Source organism: Cellulomonas wangsupingiae, assembly GCF_024508275.1.
Classification (GTDB): Bacteria; Actinomycetota; Actinomycetes; order Actinomycetales; family Cellulomonadaceae; genus Cellulomonas; species Cellulomonas wangsupingiae.
On sequence record NZ_CP101989.1, the window covers coordinates 3,394,183 to 3,410,510 of the forward strand.

Consider the following 16,328-nt stretch of genomic DNA (forward strand, 5'->3'; position numbering starts at 1 on the left):
CCGGCGGCGCGCCGGCGCTCCAGGACGCGGTGACGGCGCTGCGCGACGACCGTGGTCGTCGTCGGCTCCCGCCCTCAGCCCGCTGCGCCCGTCGACGACCTGACCACCAGGTGCGTGGGCAGCAGCACCGGGTCCGCCGCGTCGCGCGGGTGCGCGAGCGGCTCGTCGTCGAGGTCCGCACCGGTGGGCTCGTCGTCCGTCTGGTCGCCCTCGAGCCGCGCGAGCAGCAGGTCGGCGGCCATGCGCCCGGCGCGCTCGACGGGTGACTCGACCGTCGTCAGCGCGGGACGCACGAGGTCGGCCCCGAAGATGTCGTCGCAGCCGATGACGCTCATGCGCTCGGGCACGGGGACGCCGAGCGCGTCGAGCCGTTCCAGCACGCCGAACGCCAGCAGGTCGTTGAACGCGACGACGGCCGTGGCACCGGCGGCCAGCGCCGCGTCGGCGGCCTGCGCGCCCGCCTGGCGCACGGGCGCGTACGGGCCCACGACGACCAGCTCGACACCGAGGCGGGCCGCGGCGGGCAGGAGCGCCTCACGGCGACGCCCGTCGGACCAGGAGGTCGCGGGGCCGGACGCGTACGCGACGCGCCGGTGGCCCAGGGAGGCGAGGTGCTCGAGCGCCCGGACCATGCCGCCCGCGGTGTCGAGCAGCACGCCCGGCGTGCCGGGGATGGTCCGGTTGACCACGACGAGCGCGAGGTCGGCCGCTGCGGCGGCGATCTGCTCGTCGGAGAGGCGGGAGGCGGCGAGCACGGCGCCGTCGACCTGCCCGCGCAGCTTGCGCAGGGTGTCGGCCTCGACCTCCGCGGACTCCTCGGTGTCGGCGAGCACCTGCACGTAGCCCGACTCGCGCAGCCGTGCGCCGGTACCGCGCACGAGGCCGAAGAAGAACGGGTTGGTGACGTCGGGCAGAACGAGCGCGACCGTCGCGGTCCGGCCGGACAGCAGGGCGCGCGCCGACGCGCTCGGGATGTACCCGAGCTCCTTGGCGACCGCGACGACGCGGTCCGCCGTGTCGGCGTTCACGCGCCCGGGCCGCGTGAGCGCCCGTGAGGCGGTCGACACCGCGACCCCTGCAGCCGCTGCGACATCACGCAACGTGGGTTGCCGCCTGACGGCCATGCACCCTCCCGGTCGGCTCGTCACGACCCTGCGCGACGATGCGCGGGCCAATCTTGCTGGCAAACGATTGCCAGCCTACCGTGTCCCTGCCTAGTCTCACCAGTGCCCCCTCGCGACGTCGCAGGGCGGCGGAAGGAGCATCCCACGATGTCCGGCACTGCGATTCGCACGGCCGAGGTGCTGGTGTCCAGCCCCGGTCGCAATTTTGTAACGTTACGCCTCGTCACCGAGGACGGGGTGGAGGGACTCGGCGACGCGACTCTCAACGGCCGCGAGCTGGCCGTCGCCAGCTACCTCACCGACCACGTCGTGCCGCTGCTGCACGGCCGGGACGCGCACACGATCGAGGACACCTGGCAGTTCCTCTACCGCAGCGCGTACTGGCGCCGCGGGCCCGTGACCATGGCCGCGATCGCCGCCGTCGACGTCGCGCTGTGGGACATCAAGGCCAAGCTCGCCGGCATGCCGCTCTACCAGCTGCTCGGCGGCGCCTCACGCAGCGGGATCATGGCGTACGGCCACGCGTCGGGCCGTGACCTGCCCGAGCTCTTCGACTCGATCCGCCAGCACCTCGACGAGGGCTTCCGGTCCATCCGGGTCCAGACCTCCGTGCCCGGCGTCGACGCCGTCTACGGCGTCGCGGCACAGCCGTCGTCGTCGGGACGCTACGACTACGAGCCCGCCCAGCGCGCGCCCCTGCCGGCCGAGGAGGACTGGGACACCCGGGCCTACCTGCGCCACATCCCGCGGGTGTTCGAGGCCGTGCGCAACGAGTTCGGCCCCGAGCTGCCGCTGCTGCACGACGGCCACCACCGCATGACGCCCATCCAGGCCGCGCGCCTGGGCAAGGACCTCGAGCCGTACGACCTGTTCTGGCTGGAGGACTGCACGCCGGCGGAGAACCAGGACGCGCTGCGCCTGGTGCGGCAGCACACCGTGACGCCGCTCGCGATCGGCGAGGTCTTCAACACGGTCTGGGACTACCAGACCCTCATCCGCGAGCAGCTCATCGACTACGTGCGCTCGGCGGTCACGCACACCGGTGGCATCACGGCGCTGCGTCGCATCCTCGACTTCGCGGCGCAGTACCAGATCAAGTCCGGCATCCACGGCCCCACCGACATCTCCCCCGTCGGCATGGCCGCGGCGCTGCACCTGGACCTCGCGATCCACAACTTCGGCATCCAGGAGTACATGAAGCACTCCGCCACCACGGACGAGGTCTTCCGCACGTCGTTCACGTTCGCCGACGGCTACCTGCACCCGGGCCACGAGCCCGGCCTGGGCGTCACCTACGACGACGAGGCGGCCTCGCGCCACCCGTACCAGGCGGCCTACCTGCCGTTCAACCGGCTCAAGGACGGCACGGTGCACGACTGGTGAGCGCCACCGACACGCCCCACGTCCACCCCGCGTGGCTGCCGGACGCCGCGTTCGCACCGCTCGGTTCCCGACGCGTGCTCGTGGCCGTCGGCCCCGACGCGGGCCCGGTCGGCGCGACCGTCGTCGACGAGGTCCGCCGGGCCACCGCCGCGCACGGCGGGTCGCTCACCGTCCTCGCGCCCGGCGAGGTGCTGCCCGACGCCGCGTCCGTCAGGTCGCACGACCTCGTGCTGCTCGTGGCGTCGCGTGCCGCCGCACGCGACAGCGCGGCGGCCCGACAGGCCCCGGAGCGCGCCCCGCAGCCGCCGCACCCCAACGACGCCCTGGTGGCCGTGGCCACCGACGGCGCGCTCGTCGCCGCCGACGGGGCCCTGGGCCTCAGCCCTGACATGTTCGTCCGTGCCCACGCCGACGGCACCACCGTGGTCGTCGGCGGTGCCGCGACGGGCCTGCTCTACGGCCTGCACGACGTGGTGCGGCTCGGCGAGGACGCGTTCGGTGACGACGCCCCGCCGGTGCGCGACCTGCCCGTCGCCCCGGTCCGGATGCTCGACCACTGGGACAACATCGACGTCCACCCCGTCATGGGGCAGGTCGAGCGCGGGTACGCGGGCGGCTCGATCTTCTACGCCGACGGCCGCGTGCGCGAGGACCTGTCGCGGGTGGCCGACTACGCGCGGCTGCTCGGGTCGATCGGGATCAACGCGGTCGCGATCAACAACGTCAACGTGCACCGCACCGAGGCGCGGCTGCTCACCGACGGGCTGGCCGACGTCGCGCGCGTCGCCGACCTCTTCCGGCCCCACGGGGTGCGGACGTACCTGTCGGTGTCGTTCGCGTCGCCCGTCGTCCTCGGTGGCCTGCCGACGTCGGACCCCGCCGACCCCGACGTGCAGGCGTGGTGGGCCGCCGCCGCGGACCGCGTGTACGCGACGATCCCCGACTTCGGCGGGTTCGTCGTCAAGGCGGACTCCGAGGGGCAGCCCGGCCCGTTCGCGTACGGCCGGGACCATGCCGACGGCGCGAACCTGCTGGCCCGCGCGCTGCGCCCGCACGGCGGCACGGTGTTCTGGCGGGCGTTCGTCTACAACCACGAGCAGGACTGGCGCGACCGGCGCACCGACCGCGCCCGGGCCGCGTACGACCACTTCGCACCCCTGGACGGCCGGTTCGACGAGAACGTCGTGCTGCAGGTCAAGTACGGACCGATCGACTTCCAGACACGGGAGCCGATCTCGCCCGTGCTGGCCGCGATGCCCCGCACGCGCCTGGCCGTCGAGCTGCAGGTCACGCAGGAGTACACGGGCCACCAGAAGCACGTGTGCTACCTGGGCCCGCTGTGGTCGCAGGTGCTCACGTTCCCGCTGGCCGAGGACGCGACGCGGGACGTCGCCGCGCTCGTCTCGGGGCTGCCGGGCCGGCGGGGCACGCCGTCCGGGGACCTGCCGGCCGGCGGCGTCACCGCGGTGTCCAACGTCGGGGACGACGAGTTCTGGACGGGCCACCCGCTGGCGCAGGCCAACCTCTACGCGTACGGGCGGCTCGCGTGGGACCCGGAGGCGGACCCGATCGGGCTGCTCGACGAGTGGATCGGCCTGACGTTCCCCGGCGCCGACCCGCGCGTGCGCGAGACGCTGCACACGCTCATGGACGGCTCGTGGCTGACGTACGAGGCGTACACGGCACCGTTGGGCGTCGGCTTCATGGTCGACCCGGGGCGCATGCACTACGGGCCGAACGTGGACGGGTACGAGTACTCGAAGTGGGGCACGTACCACTTCGCGGACCGCGACGGCATCGGCGTCGACCGCACGGTGGCGACCGGGACCGGCTACGCCGGGCAGTACCCCTCGCCGTGGCGCGAGACGTACGAGGACCTGGCCACGTGCCCGGACGAGCTGCTGCTGTTCTTCCACCACGTGCCGTACACGCACGTCCTGCACAGCGGCACGACCGTCATCCAGCACATCTACGACACGCGCGCCGACGCGGTCGACGTCGTCGAGTCGTGGGTGCCCGCCTGGGGCGCGCTGCGCGGCCTCGTCGACGACCGCCTGCACGCGCGCGTCGCCGAACGGCTGACCGAGCAGGTGCGCTCGGCCACCGAGTGGCGCGACCAGCTCCGCTCGTACTTCTTCCGCAAGTCGGGCGTCCCCGACGCGAGCGGGCGGCCGATCTACTGAGAGTGTGCAGCGTCGGGGACCATATGCGTCCCCGACGCTGCACACTCCGGCACAATGCGTCAGCGGCCGGTGCCGTCGACCGCGTGGGCGTCGATGGCGGCCAGCTCGTCGTCCGTGAAGGGCGGGGCCGCGAGGGCCGCGACGTTGTCCTCCAGCTGGGGCACCGAGCTCGCACCGACCAGCGCGGACGTGACGCGCTCGTCGCGCAGGACCCACGACAGCGCGAGCTGCGCGAGCGTCTGCCCACGGCCCGCCGCGATCTCGTTCAGCGCACGCGCGCGCGTCAGGTACGTCTCCGAGAGCGCGCCCTGCGACAGGAACGGGCTCGCCCCGGCCGCCCGCGACCCGGCCGGCGCCTGCCCGCCCAGGTACTTGTCGGTCAGCAGCCCCTGCGCCAGCGGCGAGAACACGATGGTCCCGACGCCCAGGTCGCCGACCACGTCGAGCAGCGACTCGTGCTGCCCCGGGCCGACGTTCTCGACGTGACGGTCGAACATCGAGTAGCGCGGCTGGTGGAGGAGCAGCGGCACGCCCATCCCGGCGAGCACCGCGTGCGCCTCACGCGTCTGCGCCGGCGAGTAGTTGGAGACGCCGACGTACAGCGCCTTGCCGCTGCGCACCGCCTGGGCGAGGGCGCCCATGGTCTCCTCGAGCGGCGTCGAGGGGTCCGGGCGGTGGTGGTAGAAGACGTCGACGTACTCCAGGCCCATGCGGCGCAGCGACGCGTCGAGGGAGGACAGCAGGTACTTGCGCGAGCCGCCGTCCTGGTACGGCCCCGACCACATGTCGTAGCCCGCCTTGGTGGAGATGACGAGCTCGTCACGGTACGGACGCAGGTCCGCGGCGAGGTGCCGCCCGAGGTTCTCCTCCGCCGCGCCCGGCTGCGGACCGTAGTTGTTCGCCAGGTCGAGGTGCGTGATCCCCAGGTCGAACGCGCGCCGCAGCACGTCGCGCTGCGTGGCCAACGGCGTCAGGTCACCGAAGTTGTGCCACAGGCCCAGCGACAGCGCGGGCAGGTCGAGGCCGGAGCGGCCCGTGCGGCGGTAGGGCATGGTGGCGTACCGGTCGTCGGCGGCGCGGTACGGGTCGAGCGCGGGCATGCGGGCTCCTCGTCGAAGGGTTGCCCCAGGCTACGACCTCGGCGTGGACGACCTTCCCCGACGACCGCCCGGACGCCACGCGCCGTCGCGCTGCTCGTCCCGTGACACCCGCGCTCAGCCCTCCTGCTCCTGCTCCGCCTTCGCCGCCGCCGCCTCGGCCGGGTACGCCTCGTCGAGGTGGTCGAAGAGCTGCAGCGCGGTGGCGATGCCGCACGCGAGGTGCTGGTCGACCTGCTCGTCGCTGAGCCCGTGCGCGTAGTCGACCGTGTGCTCGCCGTACACGCCGACCACGCCGTCCTCGGACCGCACGTACGCCTTGGGCCACAGGTGCGTGGAGTTCCACTCGTTGACCAGGGCGGCCACCTGAGGCAGCTGGTCCACGCCGACCTGCCGGTTCCAGCGCCCGCGGACCTGCAGCGACTTGTCGCCCGGGCCCATGAGGAAGAAGTAGAAGAGGTGGCCGTCCCAGTACCCGCCGACGTCGCCGTCCTCGTCGATGCCGTACCCGAGGTTCCGTGCGTCGAGGGCCGCGGTGACGCGGTCCCGGGTGAGCGGCCCCAGCGCCGGGGGCGTGGGGACGGACGTGTCGTTGCTGAAGAAGGCCATGATCTCCCCGGTCGGTGCGGTGCGCGGGCCACGTCGCCGGCGGCGCCCCGGTGGCGTCGCCCTCGACCCGTCCGCAGAGCCTAGCCACACCCGCACGTCGCCGCGGCGTCAGGTCCGCAGGACCAGCACCTCCGCCGCGCCGAGCGTCAGCGCCTCCCCCACCTCGAGCGTGCGACCGGTCAGCAGGTCCTCCCCCGCCACCTGCGCGGTCACCGTCACGGGCGCCGAGCCGTGGTGGAGCACGAACGCGTACGTCGTGCCGTCGGGTGCGACGCGGCGGGTGACCTCGACGCCCTCGTCGTCGGCGTGCGGCCCGACCAGCCCGTGCCCGGCCAGCACGTGCCGCAGGACCCGCGCGACGCCCTCGTCGTCGAGCCCCGTCGCGACGTGCCACGCGGCCCCGTCGCCCCGACGCGCGCGGGTCACGGCCGCGCCGCCGGCGTAGAACTCGGCCCCGTACCTGCCGACGACCTCGGTCCCCTCGTCGACGGCCAGCAGCTCGAGGACGAGCGTCGCGTCGTGCGTCGTCGCCACGCCGTCGAGCACGAGGGTCACGGGGTTGGCCGCGCCGGGGACCCCCGAGTCCGTCTCCTCCACGCGGGTGCCGAGCAGCGGGTCGAGCGGCGGGACGCCGAGGTACGCGTTGTCGTCCTCGTCGACCCGGCCGCCGTAGAACGTCGTGACCAGCGACCCCCCGCGCTCGACGTGCGCGGTGAGCCGCGCCACGACGTCGCCCTTGAGCAGGTGCAGCAGCGGCGCGACGACCACGTCGTACCCCGCCAGGTCGGTGGTCACGGGCACGACGTCGACCTCGGCGTTGGCCGACCACAGCGCCCGGTGGTACTGCAGCAGCGTCTGCAGGTACGACACGTGCCGGTTGTACCCGTCGGTCATCTCGACCGCCCACCACGAGTCCCAGTCGAGCAGCAGCGCGACGCGCGCGGGCGTGCGGGCGCCCAGCAGAGCCGGCCCGGTCGTCGCCAGGGCGGACCCGAGCGCCGCCGCCTCCCGGAACACGCGCGTGTCCGTGCGGCCGGAGTGGTCGATCAGCGCGCCGTGGTACTTCTCGCACGCCCCCTTCGACTGCCGCATCTGGAAGTACAGGGTCGCGTCTGCGCCGTGCGCCACCGACTGCCACGTCCACAGCGCGAGCACGCCCGGCCGCTTGACGGGGTTGACGTCGCGCGAGGCCGTGATGGACGGCGTCTGCTCCATGACCCAGAACGGCTGCCCGCCCTTGATCCCCCGCATCGCCGCGTGCGTGGCGGCCATGCGGGCGGCGGTGCGCAGCGGGTCGTCGGGCAGCGGCGGGTAGTTGTCCCACGACACGAAGTCGAGGTCGTCGGCCCAGCGGTGGTAGTCGACGGGCTGGAAGAACCCCATGAAGTTGGTGGTGACCGGCGTGGCCGGGACGTGCGCGCGGATCGCGGCCTTCTCGGCGACGTAGCCCTCGCGGAGCCGGTCGGACATGTACCGGCGGTAGTCCAGCGTGATGCCCTGGAACGCCGTGTGGTTCGGCCCGCGCCAGTGCTCGGAGAGCATCGACGGCGGCACGACCTCGTCCCAGTCGCCGAAGACGTGCGACCAGAACAGCGTGTTCCACGCGTCGTTGAGCCGCTCGAGCGTGCCGTAGCGCGCCCGCAGCCACTCCCGGAACCCCGCCGCGCACAGGTCGCAGTAGCAGGCGCCGCCGTACTCGTTGCCGACGTGCCACGCCACGACGGCCGGGTGGTCGCCGTAACGCTCGGCCAGCCGCCCGGCCATCGCCACCGACAGCCGCCGGAAGTCCGGCGACGACGGGCAGTGGTTGTGCCGCTGCCCGTACACGTGGCGCCGGCCCTCGAGGTCGACGCGGCACGCGTCCGGGTACGCCCGGGCCAGCCACGGCGGCATCGCGCCGCTCGGTGTCGCCAGGACGACCGACCGGCCCTGGGCGTGCACCCGCTCCACGATCGCGTCGAGCCGCGTGAAGTCGTACGCACCCTCCGCGGGCTCGGTGTGCGCCCACGCGAAGACGCCCACGGTCAGCGTCGTGACGTGCGCGAGGTCGAACGCGGCCTCGTCCTCGTCCCACACCTCCACCGGCCACTGCTCGGGGTTGTAGTCGCCGCCGTAGCGGATGTGGTCGCTCACGGGCAGGGGCATGGGGGACGGCACCTCACGAGGGGACGGGTCAGGCGGTGAAACGCGCGGTCGCGTCGCGCACGACCGGCTCGGTGGTCGTCACGACGGCGAACGCCAGCAGCCCGGACAGCATCACCAGCACCCAGTCGGACGTGAAGAGGACGATGCCCACGCACAGCACCAGCAGCGACAGCACGCCGACCGCCACCAGCGGCTTCGCCGCCAGGTAGTAGGCGCTCAGCCGTGCCACGTCGCGCGTGCGCAGGCTCAGGTGCGACGACAGCGCCAGCGCGAGGACGGCCCACATGAGCACGGCCACGGCGATGACGATCAGCACGATGCCGTAGCCGGCGGGCAGGCCGGCGGTGTCGATGTGCGCCAGGGAGAACGCGATGACCGCCAGCGCCGCCACCGTCGGCACCCACCACCGCAGCACGTCGAACGCGTTGAGCCGGTACCCACGCAAGAAGTGGCTCGCGGGGCGCAGGTCCCGCTCCTCGATGAACCGGCGCCACGTGAACATCGCCGCGGCCAGGGCCGGGCCCATCGGCACGACGAGCAGCGCCACGAGCCACACGTTCGCGGCGTCGCCGGTGAGGAACGGCACGAGCGTCAGCGGCAGCCCTCCGGTGAGGAGCACCAGCGCGCAGATGGTCAGCACCCACAGCACGGCGGCGGCGCCGCGCGACAGCGGTCCGGCGCCGACCTCGTCGAGGTCGTCCCGACGCGGAGCCATCACGCCCGTCCGCGCTCGTGCCGCGCGACGAGACGGTCGTCGTCGGCGCCCAGCAGGCGGCGGTCGTCCAGACCCTCGTGGTGCGTGGGCGTCACGGGCGTCAGCTCGACGAACGTCACCTCGTGGCGCCCCAGCACCAGGTCGAGGTCGACGCGTCCGTCGCCGCCGCGCAGCAGGTCGTGCTCGACCGCCGGGCGCGCGCACGCGTGCAGCACGTCCAGCTGGCGCGCCGTCGGGGACATCGGGCGGCCCATCTCGCGCCAGGCGCCGAACGCGTTGCCGTCGTGCTCGTTGACCCGCTCGCGCAGCACGAACGCGGCGTCGCCGCGCACCGGCAGCGACAGCTCCACGCGGTGCTCGCCGGCCACGTCGGCGGCGTCCGTGCCGCCCACCGGCTGCCAGGCCAGCACGGTGACGCGCCCGTCGGGGTCGGAGCACACGAGGTGGTCCTCACCGCGCGCGAGCACGTCACGGCCCATGCGCGCCATGAACGCGTAGAGGTGGAAGGTCGGCTTGGCGACCTGGCGGTGCGTGAGCATGCCGAAGCCGCCGTGGAAGAACGACGTGGGGACGTTCGCCTCCTCGAAGACGTCGCAGAACGTCCAGTAGGAGAACGAGTCGACGACGTCGCCGCCGCCCGCGACCACCGGGGCCAGGAACGCCGCGTTGTACGCCGTGTCGTGGATCGGGTTGTCGGGCCGGTAGGAGGTGTTGAACTCCGTGATGTGCACGGGCAGCCCGGCGAGCTTCGTGCCCTCGAGGTAGCGGCGCGGCGCGTCGAACTGGTGCAGCAGGTCCTGCGGCGGCATCTGCGTCTGGTAGACGCCGAACGGGATCCGCTGGACCGGCCCGGAGGAGTACGCGTGCCGGCTGACGAAGTCGATCGGCACGTCGCGGCTGGTGACGAAGTCCGTGAAGGGCGCCCACCACTCGTCGTCGGAGCCACCGCAGATCGCCGGGCCGCCGACCTGCAGGTCCGCGTCGACGTCCTTGATCGCGCGCGCCGTCTCCTCGTAGAGCCGGAAGTACGCCGCCTGGTCGGCGTCCTTCCAGAAGACCGTGAGGTTGGGCTCGTTCCACACCTCGATCGGCCACTGCCGGACCTCGTCGATGCCGTAGCGGTCGATCTGGTGACGCAGCACGGCCTGCACGAGCGCGACCCACTCGGCGTGGTCCGTCGGCGGCGTGACGTTGCCCTTCCACCAGAACACCGTCTGGTCGCCCGAGGCGAGCTGCGAGGGCATGAACCCGAGCTCGAGGAACGGGCGGATCCCCACCGACAGGAAGAAGTCGTGGACCTGGTCGACGTAGCTGAAGGCGTAGCGCGAGTGCGTCCGGCCGTCGATCTCGTCGGTGCGCAGGACGCCCATGTCGTCGGACAGCAGGCCGTGGCCGCGGATGTGCCGGAAGCCGATCTCCCGCTGCACCCGCGTCAGGGAGTCACGGTAGTCGGAGCGCAGCGCGAGGTTCATGCGTCCCGTGCCGACGCACGCGCGCCAGGCGTCGGGCAGCGGACCGGTGGGCTGGGCGGGGACGACGGTGCGCACGGGTGCGACCTCCAGGCGACGGTGACAGGGGGCGACGACGGCGTCCGCCGCGGCGGACGGGAACACCCTCGCACGTGGGCGGAGCGGGGGTGGGACGACGGTGCACAGGCTGCACCACCGCAGGGAGAAGCCCGGCCCCCTCGCCCGCCGGGGCGGGACGAGGGGGCCGGGCCGAGGTGGATCAGCCGTTCTTCTCGGCGAAGCGCTGCTGCGCGCCGTTCACCACGTCGAGGTACTGCTGGAGGCTCTTGCCCTCGAGCTCGGCCACGTACGCGTCCCACTCGTCGAACGAGCGCTGGCCGAGGATGAAGGCGGCCGTGTTCTGCGAGACGTGGTCCTTCAGGGCCGTCGTCCACAGCGACACCTGCTCGCGCTCGAGCTCGTCGAGCGGGGCCGGCGGCGCCACGGGAGCGAGCTCCTTGTCGGACATGGACTGGACGAACTCCACGACCTCGGGCCGCAGCATCGACTGGTCGAGCTCGTCGGAGGAGCCGTGCTCGAGCATCCACACGCCGTTGTGGTAGCCGTAGTCCACGTTGAGGAACTTCGGCGCGCCCGGGTTCAGGCCGTTCTGGTCGATCTCCGGCATGAGGGTGCGCTTGCCGTCGGCGTCCTTGGTGTAGGTCTCGCCCTCGACGCCCCACTTGGCGAACTCGAGGCCCTCGTCGGAGTAGAACAGCCAGTCGAGGAACTGGAGCATCGCGAGGAAGTCGTCCTCCTCGGCCACCGACGACGCGAGCATGACGCCGCTGATGAGGCGCCCGCCGGCGACGATGTCACCGGCCGGGCCGCCCGGGACCCGGATCATGGCGACCTCACCGGGGGTGCCGGTCTCGGTCATCGCGGTGCGGACCTTGAGGATCTCCTGGTCGTTCGTGAGCTGCGCGAACGCCTGGCCGGACGCGAACTTCGTGATGGCCTGGTCGTCCTCCTGGGTGAGGCTCTCGGGGTCCATGAGACCGTCCGCGACGAGCCCGTTGAAGTACTCGAGCAGCTCGCGGTACTCGTCCATGGCGCCGGTGTAGACGAACTCCTCGGCGTCCTCGTCCCACCAGGTGCCCTCGCCGTAGCCCCAGCCCGCGGCGGTGCCGAAGTTCGGGGCGGCGACGTTGAGGCTGGCCTCGAGCGGGCCGTTGGCCGACCAGCGGTCGGACAGCGGGTACTTGTCGGGGTAGGCGGCCTTGACCTTCGCCAGGTCGGCGGCGAACTCCTCGTAGGTCTCCGGCGCGAGGCTCAGACCGAGCTGCTCCCACACGTCCTTGCGGACCGCGTAGGAGTACGACGGGCGGACCGACTCACGCAGACCCGGCAGCACGTAGTACTTGCCGTCCTCCTGGCGCATCCGGTCGATCTCGGCCTGCAGGTCCCACTTCTCGACCTTGTCCAGGAAGTTCGGCATGTGCTCGACGTAGTCGCTGACGGGCAGGATCGCCCCGCCCGCGACGAACGCCGACTCCTGGCCGGGGTAGGTCACCGAGATGATGTCGGGCGCGTTGCCGGCACCGATCGCGATCGACTGCGCCTGCTGCCAGTCCGACAGCGGGGCGGTCTGGATCTCGAACTCGACGTTCTGGTTCTCCTTGAACTTCGTGAGGATGTCCCAGTCGTCCTTGAGCGGGTAGTTCGGGTGGTCGCGGTACATCAGCCCGAAGCTCACCGGCTCGGTGGCCTTGAACGTCGTACCGACCTCGTAGTCCTCCATCGCACCGACCTGGCCGAGCGCGCTGGCCTCGGGTGTCTCGGCGGTCTCTTCCTCCGCACCTCCCGAGCAGGCCGCCAGGGCCAGCGCGAGGGTCGCGGCGGTCGCGGCGAGCGCGAGGGGCCGCTTCTTCGTCGTCCTCATCATTCTCCTTCGGGGTGGAACGTCGTCGTCCTGATCCGGGGAAGTGCACCGCTGCCCGGGGGCAGCGGGGGTCTGGCGGCCCGGGGCCTCACTGCGTGCCGGGCCTCACTGCTTGACGGAGCCGAGCATCACGCCCGACACGAAGTACCTCTGCACGAACGGGTAGAGGCACACGATCGGCAGGACGGTGAGCAGCATCGTCACCGCCTTGACGTTGGCCGCGATCTGCGTGGCCTCGGCCGACCCGGCGGCGCCGTCGACGCTCGTCGCGCCGGCGATGAGGTTGCGCAGGTAGACCGTCACCGGGTACAGGTCGCGGTGGTCCATGTAGAGGAACGCGGCGAACCACGAGTTCCAGAACGACACCGCGTAGAACAGGATCATCGTGGCGATGACCGCCTTGCTCAGCGGCAGCACGATCCGCCAGAGCTTGCCGTAGGTGCTCAGGCCGTCGATCTCGGCGGCCTCCTCCAGCTCGGTCGAGAAGTTCTCGAAGAAGGACTTCATGACGAGCAGGTTGAACACACTGATGGCATTCGGCAGCGCAATCGCCCACACGCTGTTGCGCAGGCCCAGCTCGTTCACCAGGACGTAGTTGGGGATCAGGCCGCCGTTGAAGAACATGGTGAACACGGCGATGCCGATGAACACCTTGCGGCCCTTGAGGTTGTACTTCGAGATCGCGTAGGCGAACGTCGTCGTGAGGACCATCGCGACGAGGGTCGCGACGACCGTGTAGTAGACGGTGTTCTGGTAGTTGCGCCAGAACATGGCGTCACTCATGACGAGCTGGAACGTCGTGACGTTGAAGCCCTTGGGCCACAGGTTGACCTGGCCGGCGTTGATGTACGACTCGGAGCTGAACGCCTGCGCGACGAGGTTGACGAACGGGTACAGCGTGACCGCGGCGATGATCACCAGCAGCGTGCCGTTGATGACGCGGAACGCCGTGTAGGCACGGGTGTCCTTGACCGCGCGGACGGTCGACTGCGACAGCCGCTCGTCGAGGTGCGTGACGTTCTCGGCGGTCACCACAGGGACGCTCCCACCACTCGACGCGAGATCGCGTTGGCCGACAGGACGAGGGTGAGGCCGATGATCGCCTCGAACAGGCCGATCGCCGTCGCGTACGAGAACTGGCTCGAGCCGATGCCGACCCGGTACAGGTACGTCGCGATGACGTCCGCCGTCGGGTAGAGCAAGGGGTTGTAGAGCAGCAGGATCTTCTCGAACCCGACCGCCAGGAACGACCCGATGTTGAGGATGAGCAGCACGACCATCGTGGGGCGGATGCCGGGCAGCGTGACGTGCCAGGTCTGGCGCCAGCGGTTGGCACCGTCGATCCGGGCGGCCTCGTAGAGCTGCGGGTCGACGGTCGACAGGGCGGCGAGGTAGAGGATCGTGCCCCAGCCGACGGTCTGCCAGATCTCCGAGCCGACGTAGATGGTGCGGAACCACTCGGCGAGCTGCATGAAGGAGATCGCGTCGCCGCCGAACGCGGTGATCGCCTGGTTGATCGTGCCCCGCATGGCGGTGAGCTGGAACACCAGGCCGGCGACGATGACGACCGACATGAAGTGCGGGAGGTAGGAGATCGTCTGGACGAGCCGCTTGAACCGCCGCGAGCGCAGCTCGTTGAGCATGAGCGCCAGGATGATCGGCAGCGGGAAGACGATGACGAGGCCGAGCACACCGAGGACCAGCGTGTTCTGGAAGACCTGCCAGAACGTCGGGTCGTTGATGAACATCCGCACGTAGTGCAGTCCGACCCATTCCTCGCCGAAGATCGAGCCCCCGGGCCGGAACCGCCGGAACGCGATGACGTTGCCGAGCATCGGCACGTAGCGGAACACGACGAAGAAGACGAGCGGCAGGATCAGCAGCGTGTAGAGCTGCCAGTCGCGGCGCAGCGCGCGCCGCCACGTCCTGTGCCCGGCGGCACGCTTGCGCGCCGCCCGGCTCTGCGGGCCCTCGGGGCCGGCGGTGGCGGTACGGGCCACCGCGGAGGCGGCCGGGTCGTGCTCGAGGGCCGCCTGCGCGGAACCCCCGCCGGCGACGGTCACACCGTCCGTGGACATGACTTCACCACCCTTCGCGGGACAGGAGCACCCCGGTGGCGCTCGGGTGGGGATGGTCGTGGACGTGCCGCGCCGGACCGGGCTGCACCGGGTGCACGTCCTGCTGCTGCGCCTGCATCGATCTCCACGCCCTCGTGGCCGAAAGTGGCGGCGGACGATCCCGCCGCGGTGATGGCCGCCACGGTAGGCAAACGTTTGCGGTGCCGTCAACCCGCGTGACCTAACCGAGACCGAGGACGTCGACGAGAAGGGCCGGAAGGGGGCCGACAGATGGCCGGGGTGGGTGCTACCGTCGACATCGAAACTTGCGAACCCGCCCCGGAGTGCGAGGTCGGCACGCGCCGGCGCGGCGCGACGGGCCCGTCAGAGGAGAACCCGTGGCCACCTCCGCCGACGGCCGCAACGTGACGATCGCCGAGGTCGCCGCCCTCGCCGGCGTCTCGGTCCCCACCGTGTCCAAGGTGCTCAACGGACGCAGCGACGTCGCGGCCGGCACCCGAGCGCGCGTCGAGGCGATCCTCGAGGAGCACAGCTACCGACGCCGCCGCGGACGCGGGACGGGCGACCCCAACCTCATCGACCTGGTGTTCCACCACATCGACAACGCGTGGGCGCAGGAGGTCATCAAGGGCGTCGAGGACGCCGCCGCCGCCCGGCGCGTCGGCGTGGTGCTCTCCGAGCTCGGCGGCGCGCACCGCCCGCAGCAGGAGCTGATCGACGACATCCTCGCCCGGCGCCCTCTCGGCGTCCTGCTCGTGCTGTCCAGCCTCGACGCCACGCAGCGCCACCAGCTGGAGTCGCGGTCGATCCCGTTCGTCGTCGTCGACACGTTCGGCGAGCCCCCCGCGGGCGTCCCCACGGTCGGCTCGAACAACTGGAACGGCGGCCTCATCGCGACCCGTCACCTGCTGTCGCTGGGCCATCGTCGCATCGCCGTCATCGCCGGCCCGTCGGACGTCCTGTGCTCCCGCGCCCGCGTCGACGGCTACCGCAGCGCGCTGGAGGAGGCGGGGATCCACCCGGACCCGTCGCTCGTGCGCTGGGGCAACTTCCACGTCGACGGCGGCTACCAGCACGGCCTGGAGCTGCTGTCCCGCCCGGACCGCCCGACCGCCATCTTCGCCGGCTCGGACTACCAGAGCCTCGGCGTGATGCGGGCCGTGCGCGAGCTCGGCCTGTCCATCCCCGAGGACGTCTCGGTGGTCGGCTACGACGACATCCCGCTGGCCCAGTGGCTCGGACCGTCGCTGACGACCGTCCGGCAGCCGCTGCGCGAGATGGCCGGCACCGCGACCGAGATGGTGCTCAGCCTGGCCGCCGGCCAGCGTCCGGCGAACCTGCGGATCGACCTCGCGACCGAGCTCGTCGTCCGCGAGTCCACCGCCCCCGCCCCGGCCGGCACGGCCTGACCCCCACCCCCACCCCCGCGGGCGCGAGAGGTCAATCCAGTCGTCCCGTCCCACCCCCCGGGTGGGCGTGAGAAGTCAATCCAGTCGTCCCGCCCAACCCCCCGGGGGTGTGAGAAGTCAATCCAGTCTCGCCCGCCCCACCCCCGTGTACCCGAGAGCTCAATCCAGTCCAGCCCGACCCACCCCCGTGCGGGC

The 16,328-nt window shown here is 71.9% G+C and carries 12 protein-coding genes; 3 read left to right on the top strand and 9 right to left on the bottom strand.

Features of this window, described 5'->3' with window-relative positions; translation table 11 throughout:
* Nucleotides 1–74: 74 nt before the first annotated feature.
* The gene (locus tag NP075_RS15710) at nt 75–1,124 is read right to left on the bottom strand and encodes a LacI family DNA-binding transcriptional regulator (protein ID WP_227566108.1); all 1,050 of its coding nucleotides are present in this window, start codon (nt 1,122–1,124) and stop codon (nt 75–77) included.
* A gap of 147 nt (nt 1,125–1,271) precedes the next feature.
* Here NP075_RS15710 and manD point away from each other — a divergent pair, with 147 nt between their 5' ends.
* Both manD and NP075_RS15720 read left to right on the top strand, forming a co-directional pair.
* Nucleotides 1,272–2,507 (top strand): D-mannonate dehydratase ManD, encoded by a 1,236-nt coding sequence (gene manD / locus NP075_RS15715; protein WP_227566106.1) that lies wholly within the window; start codon nt 1,272–1,274, stop codon nt 2,505–2,507.
* Nucleotides 2,504–4,690 (top strand): alpha-glucuronidase, encoded by a 2,187-nt coding sequence (locus tag NP075_RS15720; RefSeq protein WP_227566100.1) that lies wholly within the window; start codon nt 2,504–2,506, stop codon nt 4,688–4,690. The genes manD and NP075_RS15720 overlap by 4 nt, the downstream gene beginning before the upstream one ends.
* 59 nt (nt 4,691–4,749) lie before the next feature.
* Here NP075_RS15720 and NP075_RS15725 read toward each other — a convergent pair whose 3' ends face one another.
* From NP075_RS15725 to NP075_RS15760, 8 genes are all read right to left on the bottom strand, one after another.
* Nucleotides 4,750–5,790 (bottom strand): aldo/keto reductase, encoded by a 1,041-nt coding sequence (locus tag NP075_RS15725; protein ID WP_227566099.1) that lies wholly within the window; start codon nt 5,788–5,790, stop codon nt 4,750–4,752.
* 114 nt (nt 5,791–5,904) lie between these two features.
* Nucleotides 5,905–6,396, bottom strand: a complete 492-nt coding sequence (locus tag NP075_RS15730; protein ID WP_227566098.1) for a type III secretion system chaperone family protein — start codon at nt 6,394–6,396, stop codon at nt 5,905–5,907.
* 108 nt (nt 6,397–6,504) lie between these two features.
* The gene (locus NP075_RS15735) at nt 6,505–8,541 is read right to left on the bottom strand and encodes a beta-galactosidase (RefSeq protein ID WP_227566097.1); all 2,037 of its coding nucleotides are present in this window, start codon (nt 8,539–8,541) and stop codon (nt 6,505–6,507) included.
* A 28-nt stretch (nt 8,542–8,569) separates the two neighbouring features.
* Complete coding sequence (locus NP075_RS15740; protein ID WP_227566096.1) at nt 8,570–9,256, bottom strand: glycosyl transferase; 687 nt, start codon at nt 9,254–9,256, stop codon at nt 8,570–8,572.
* Nucleotides 9,256–10,803, bottom strand: coding sequence for a GH39 family glycosyl hydrolase (locus tag NP075_RS15745; RefSeq protein WP_227566095.1), 1,548 nt, complete (start codon nt 10,801–10,803; stop codon nt 9,256–9,258). The genes NP075_RS15740 and NP075_RS15745 overlap by 1 nt, the downstream gene beginning before the upstream one ends.
* Nucleotides 10,804–10,984: 181 nt before the next feature.
* Nucleotides 10,985–12,646, bottom strand: a complete 1,662-nt coding sequence (locus tag NP075_RS15750; protein WP_227566094.1) for an ABC transporter substrate-binding protein — start codon at nt 12,644–12,646, stop codon at nt 10,985–10,987.
* A 105-nt stretch (nt 12,647–12,751) separates the two neighbouring features.
* A complete protein-coding gene (locus NP075_RS15755; protein WP_227566093.1) occupies nt 12,752–13,678 on the bottom strand; it encodes a carbohydrate ABC transporter permease in 927 nt (308 codons plus the stop codon).
* Nucleotides 13,675–14,724, bottom strand: coding sequence for an ABC transporter permease (locus NP075_RS15760; RefSeq protein ID WP_227566092.1), 1,050 nt, complete (start codon nt 14,722–14,724; stop codon nt 13,675–13,677). The genes NP075_RS15755 and NP075_RS15760 overlap by 4 nt, the downstream gene beginning before the upstream one ends.
* A 377-nt stretch (nt 14,725–15,101) precedes the next feature.
* On the opposite strand from NP075_RS15760, the gene NP075_RS15765 reads away from it, so the two are divergent.
* Nucleotides 15,102–16,133, top strand: a complete 1,032-nt coding sequence (locus NP075_RS15765) for a LacI family DNA-binding transcriptional regulator (protein WP_227566090.1) — start codon at nt 15,102–15,104, stop codon at nt 16,131–16,133.
* Nucleotides 16,134–16,328: the final 195 nt, after the last annotated feature.

Excerpts from the sequence above, each read along its gene's own strand:
- NP075_RS15710 (WP_227566108.1), bottom strand. The coding sequence starts at position 1,124 with ATGGCCGTCAGGCGGCAACCCACGTTGCGTGATGTCGCAGCGGCTGCA.
- manD (WP_227566106.1), top strand. The coding sequence starts at position 1,272 with ATGTCCGGCACTGCGATTCGCACGGCCGAGGTGCTGGTGTCCAGCCCC.
- NP075_RS15725 (WP_227566099.1), bottom strand. The coding sequence starts at position 5,790 with ATGCCCGCGCTCGACCCGTACCGCGCCGCCGACGACCGGTACGCCACC.
- NP075_RS15730 (WP_227566098.1), bottom strand. The coding sequence starts at position 6,396 with ATGGCCTTCTTCAGCAACGACACGTCCGTCCCCACGCCCCCGGCGCTG.
- NP075_RS15735 (WP_227566097.1), bottom strand. The coding sequence starts at position 8,541 with ATGCCCCTGCCCGTGAGCGACCACATCCGCTACGGCGGCGACTACAAC.
- NP075_RS15740 (WP_227566096.1), bottom strand. The coding sequence starts at position 9,256 with ATGGCTCCGCGTCGGGACGACCTCGACGAGGTCGGCGCCGGACCGCTG.
- NP075_RS15750 (WP_227566094.1), bottom strand. The coding sequence starts at position 12,646 with ATGAGGACGACGAAGAAGCGGCCCCTCGCGCTCGCCGCGACCGCCGCG.
- NP075_RS15760 (WP_227566092.1), bottom strand. The coding sequence starts at position 14,724 with ATGTCCACGGACGGTGTGACCGTCGCCGGCGGGGGTTCCGCGCAGGCG.